This is a genomic window from Jatrophihabitans sp. YIM 134969 (assembly GCF_054456675.1).
In genome coordinates, this window is sequence record NZ_JBTJEQ010000094.1 from 1 (window position 1) to 4,770 (window position 4,770).

Sequence of the window (4,770 nt, forward strand, 5' to 3'; positions counted from 1 at the left end):
GCGCCCGGTCGCGCGGGTGCGCGACCCCGCCGAGGCCGGGTCGACGAAGACCTGCGACGACGTGACGGCGGCGCCCGTGGCCGGTCCGGACGCCGTGGGCGGCGCGGTCGCGGATCCGGTGTCGGTCGCCCGGGTCGGCGCGACGGTGCCCGCCCACCGGGCGGTGCCGGTGGGGGCGACCCGGGTGAGGGACGGCGTGTGGGCGGAGTCGACGACGTAGAGGATCGCGCCGTCCTCGACGGTCTCGCCGACCCGGTCGTCGTCGGCCAGCGCCGCGCCGCTGGCGTCGACCATCCGAGAGCCCGCGGGGAAACCTCCGGATCCGAGCAGGTCGCGGACCAGCGTGCCGAGAGGGACGGCGAGGTCGACGGTGGTCGGCCCGAAGCGGACCGACAGCCGCCGCATCGGCGCCAGCGTGCTCGTCACCTGCCTCCTCCGGGCTGGTCGGTGTGGGGTCGCCGCTCGCCGGGACGGGCGCGAACCGGACGAACCCTAGCGACGCGAACGGGTCACCGCGCGCCGAGCGGCCCCCGCCCGGAGCTCGCCGCAGGGCTGGCCGCAGGCCCCGTCGTGGGGCTCGTCGTGCGGTCGCAGGATGCCCGGCGCGAGCGGCCCGATCACGCCGTTCCCGCACCCGCCGCCCGCTCACGACCGATCGCGTCCACGAGCCCGGCCGACGGTGTGCCGGACGTCGGTTCGCGACCCGGCGTGTGATGCGGGTGTCGAGCGCCGTCACGCGGGAGCAGGTGACGGGCACACCGGTGCGTGCGGCCGCGACGGCCCCACCGGCCCGGATCCGGTGACGCTTCCCAGGAAGCGAGGGAGGTTTACAGGGGGTCGTACGTGGATAATCTGGAACTCGTCCGAGGCCCGGTGGATGCGGGTCCAGCACAGCTCGACGCCAGCGGCGGCACCCGCCGTCCGCCGGCTGCGACCATCGTCGCGGCCGACCCACATGCCCCCTCGACAGGGGCGAGGAGGAGGAGACATGGCAGGTGAAGTCAGCGCTGCTGATGGAGCACTCGACCGCGGAGCCAAGATCGTCGCGGACTCGCGGCAGCAGCTCACCCAGCAGCTGAAGTCGCTCGAGGGCAAGCTCGCCGGCATCGGCGCCCAGTGGAAGGGCAGCGGCTCGACCGCGTTCCAGTCGGTCATGAGCCGGTGGAACCAGGACTCGAACAAGATCATCTCGGCCCTGAACGGCTTCGAGGAGAACCTGAAGTCCTCGCAGTCGACCTACACGTCGACCGACGACACGTCGTCCTCGTCGTTCAACAACCTCGCCTCCCGCCTCGGCTGACGCCGACCACGACATCGCGAACTCAACTCGCGGAAAGGAACTCACCATGGGTGACCTCAAGGTCGACTTCGCGGCGCTGCAGACGGCGGCCGCGGACATCAAGGCCGGTGCCAGCCAGATCCAGTCGCAGCTGAACGACATGGACAGCCAGCTCCAGCCGCTGCGCTCGGACTGGACCGGTTCGGCGTCCGAGGCGTACGTCCAGGCCAAGCAGCAGTGGACCACCGCCATCACCGACATGCAGCAGCTGCTGGACAGCATCGGCCAGGCCGTGAACTCCAGCCACGACGACTACAACAGCACGGAGAAGTCGAACACCGCCCGTTGGTAGTCGGTGGTCGCCACGGTCATGCCGAGCTCGCGTTCCGCGGGGCTCGGCATGAGCCGTGTCGGCCACCGGTGGTAGGCACACCGCAGACACGACCCCGCGGGAAGCCCGGGAGCAGGGAGGCAAGCATGGGCGACTTCGACGTCGAGATCGAGTCGATCCGGTCCACCGTGACGTGGATGCAGCACAACGTCATCGACACCGCGACCAAACTCCGGTCGACGATGTCGTCGCTCAACGCCTACGCGGCCACGAGCGACTGGTCGACCGTGCCGTCCTGCGTGGACTTCGGTGCCTCGTACAACGCGGCGATCGAGGTCTACACGTCGGTGTCCGACGACATCCTGGCGGACGCCCAGAAGATGGCGGCGGCGCTGTCCCAGATCGCCGACGACTACCAGCACGCCGACGAGTCCAGCCGCGCCCGGTTCGACGCCGCCATCAAGAACTTCGCAGCGGCGGGGTACATGACCCAGACCCCGGCCGACGACACCTACCAGGACCACCGCGGCGACCTGCACAGCGACCACGCCGAGCAGGCGCCGACCCAGGACCCGGATGCCGCGACGGGTGGCGACGCGCCCACGGGCCCGCCGGCCCCCGCGAACACCGGCGGCGGTCGCGTGAGGATCGAGTGACCCACCTGCTGCGGCTGCGGCGGACCGCCGCGGCCCGGATCGTGGCGGGTGTCGGAGCGTGTCTGGTGGTCGGTCTCGCGGCCGCGCCGGACGCCGTGGCCGACCCGTTCACCGACGGTCAGTGGTACGTGGCCCCCTTCAAGCTGGCGGCGAACCACCAGGTCGCCGACGGCAGTGGGGTGACGGTCGCCGTCATCGACGGCGCGTTCTCCCCGAGCGCACCGAGCCTCGCCGGGGCGGACGTCGTCGCGCCGCCTCCCACGCCCTGCTACAGCGAGGCGGGCGCCCACTCCTCGACCGCGACCGACTCCGAGGCCGACCACGGGACGGCGATGACCGCCATGATCGTGGGCCAGGGCGGCGCGAACGTGCCCCAGGGGGTCGCCCCTGGTGCCAAGGTGCTGACCTACACGATCGGGTTCTCCACGAAGGACGACCCGCTGGCGCTCGCGTGCTACGACAAGCCGGGCGGGACCCCGTCTCTGTCCGACGACGCCGCCGCCGACGCGATCCGGGACGCCGTCGACAAGGGCGCCCGGATCATCAGCATGTCCTACAGCGCCCGCGCCGCGAGCGCCGCGCAGCAGATCGCGATCCTCTACGCCGAACGCAAGGGCGTGGTGTTCGTCGCCGCCACCGACGACAAGCCCGGTGCGCCCGGTACCCGCTTGACGCCGCCCGGCTCGTTCAACGGTGTCGTGGTGGTCAATGGCATCGACCCGGACGCGACGCTCATCCCGTACTCCGCCACCGGCGACCCCGACGGCCCGCTGGTGGTGGCGTCCGCGCCGGGCCAGGGCATCTCGCTGGGCGGCTACCGCTCTCCCGGGGTGTGGGAGCCCGGCACGACCTACACCGGGTCCTCACCCGCGACCGCGTTCGTCGCGGGCGTCCTCGCCACGACGCTGTCCAAGTGGCCGGAGGCGACCGGCAACCAGCTCATCCAGTCCCTCGCGCGCAACACCGGCGGGCAGCAGCACGACATCGACCAGCGCGCGCTCGACGGCTACGGGTACGGCGTTGTGAGCCTCACCAGCATGCTGGCCCACGACCCGACGCAGTACCCGGACGAGAACCCGACGTTGCGCAACGGTGCCGTCCCGAGCACGAGTGACATCCTCGGCAGCGGGGTCCCCGGCGCGAGTTCGTCGCCACCGGCCGACTCCTCCCCGCCGCCCTCGTCCGGAGCCGCGGGTTCGTCGCCGGCCCCGTCGCCCTCACCGGTGGCCGCGGCCGACGACGCCGGGTCGTCCACGGGGCTGGTCATCGGCATCGCGGTGGGGGCGGTCGTGCTCGTCGCGGTCGTCGTGCTCGTCGCGGTCCTGCTGTCGCGTCGGGGCCGCCGCCGTGGACCCCCGCCGCCGCTCTCCGGTCCGCCCGGTCCGGCGGGCCCACCCGGACCGCCGCCCGCGTACAGCGGCTACCGCACCTGACCGTCCGCGCATCGCACCACACCGCAGCACACCGCACCACATCCGAGGAGGAGCCGAGATGGCATCGTCGGCCGAACAGGCACTGGCGGAGACGACCAACGTCCCGAACGAGACCTGGCGCGCCCAGCGGGCGGAGTACACCCAGCAGGCCATCCAGTACATGAACCAGCTGGCGGCGGACATGAAGTCCGTGCCCGGCCGGATGAACTGGACCGGCCCGGCGAGCCAGGACGCCGAGCAGAAGTTCGGCGAGTACGGCACCAAGGTCGCGGGTCACGCCGACACCCTCGCGGCCGTCGACGCCGCCGACGCGCAGGCGGCGGCGGCCGTGTCCGAGGCGCAGCAGGACTACGACAACCTGCCGCCGGCGAAGCTCTCGGACGCCGACGCCGACGCCGCCAACAAGAACGCGAACTTCCACCCCGGCAGCCCGGACGCCGACTCGCAGAACGCGCAGCTCGCGGCCGCTCGCGCCCAGAAGGCCCAGCAGGACAAGCAGAAGCTCGACAGCTCGATGGGTCAGGCCGACTCCGACGTGCGCTCGAACGTCAGCTGGGACATGGGCGACATCGACCCGGGCAAGAACGCCCCGTCGACCCCGCCGTCCTCGGGGGGCTCGCCGAGCGGCACGATGCCGCCCGGGTCGGTTCCCGGTGGCGGTGGCGGCACCGGCAACAGCGCCTCGGTGTGGGGTCAGGGCCCCACGGGTGGCGGCGGCTACAACCCCGAGGGTCCCGGCGGGGTCCTCATCGGGTGCCCCGGTTACGTCCCGGTCGAACCGACCGGTCCGGGTCAGCCGCCCACGACCGTCGGCCAGCCCGGCGGTGTCTCCGTCGACGGCCCGACCCAGGGCACGATCCCCGGTGGCGGGGGATCCGGCGGCTACGGCGGTGTTGGCGGCATCGGCGGCCTGGGTGCGGGCGGCTCCGGCGGCCTCGCTTCCGGCGGGTCCGGGGGACTGGGCGGCACAGGCGGCATGGGCGGGATGGGCGGTGTCGCCGGCGTCGGCGGTGTGGTCGCCGGTGGTGCGGGCCTCGCGGCCGGCGGCTTCCGTTCCGGCGGCGGCGGCAG

The 4,770-nt window shown here is 73.0% G+C and carries 4 protein-coding genes and 2 pseudogenes; 5 read left to right on the plus strand and 1 reads right to left on the minus strand.

Translation table 11 applies throughout. The features are described 5' to 3' along the window. Positions 1-426: pseudogene (locus ACXR2U_RS23820) on the minus strand (hypothetical protein); the annotation flags it as partial. A 562-nt stretch (positions 427-988) separates the two neighbouring features. On the opposite strand from ACXR2U_RS23820, the gene ACXR2U_RS23825 reads away from it, so the two are divergent. From ACXR2U_RS23825 to ACXR2U_RS23845, 5 genes and pseudogenes are all read left to right on the plus strand, one after another. Beyond that, positions 989-1,300 (plus strand): WXG100 family type VII secretion target, encoded by a 312-nt coding sequence (locus ACXR2U_RS23825; protein WP_458827583.1) that lies wholly within the window; start codon positions 989-991, stop codon positions 1,298-1,300. Between the two features lie 46 nt (positions 1,301-1,346). Next, entirely contained in the window at positions 1,347-1,631 is a 285-nt protein-coding gene (locus ACXR2U_RS23830; protein ID WP_458827584.1) for a WXG100 family type VII secretion target, read from the plus strand. 125 nt (positions 1,632-1,756) lie between these two features. Then, positions 1,757-2,266, plus strand: coding sequence for a hypothetical protein (locus ACXR2U_RS23835; RefSeq protein ID WP_458827585.1), 510 nt, complete (start codon positions 1,757-1,759; stop codon positions 2,264-2,266). Further along, entirely contained in the window at positions 2,263-3,699 is a 1,437-nt protein-coding gene (locus ACXR2U_RS23840) for a S8/S53 family peptidase (RefSeq protein WP_458827586.1), read from the plus strand. Before ACXR2U_RS23835 ends, ACXR2U_RS23840 begins: the two co-directional genes overlap by 4 nt. A gap of 58 nt (positions 3,700-3,757) precedes the next feature. Further along, a pseudogene (locus ACXR2U_RS23845) lies at positions 3,758-4,770 on the plus strand (hypothetical protein); the annotation flags it as partial.

Coding starts and splice junctions, on each gene's coding strand:
- ACXR2U_RS23835 (WP_458827585.1), top strand. CDS start 1,757: ATGGGCGACTTCGACGTCGAGATCGAGTCGATCCGGTCCACCGTGACG.
- ACXR2U_RS23830 (WP_458827584.1), top strand. CDS start 1,347: ATGGGTGACCTCAAGGTCGACTTCGCGGCGCTGCAGACGGCGGCCGCG.
- ACXR2U_RS23825 (WP_458827583.1), top strand. CDS start 989: ATGGCAGGTGAAGTCAGCGCTGCTGATGGAGCACTCGACCGCGGAGCC.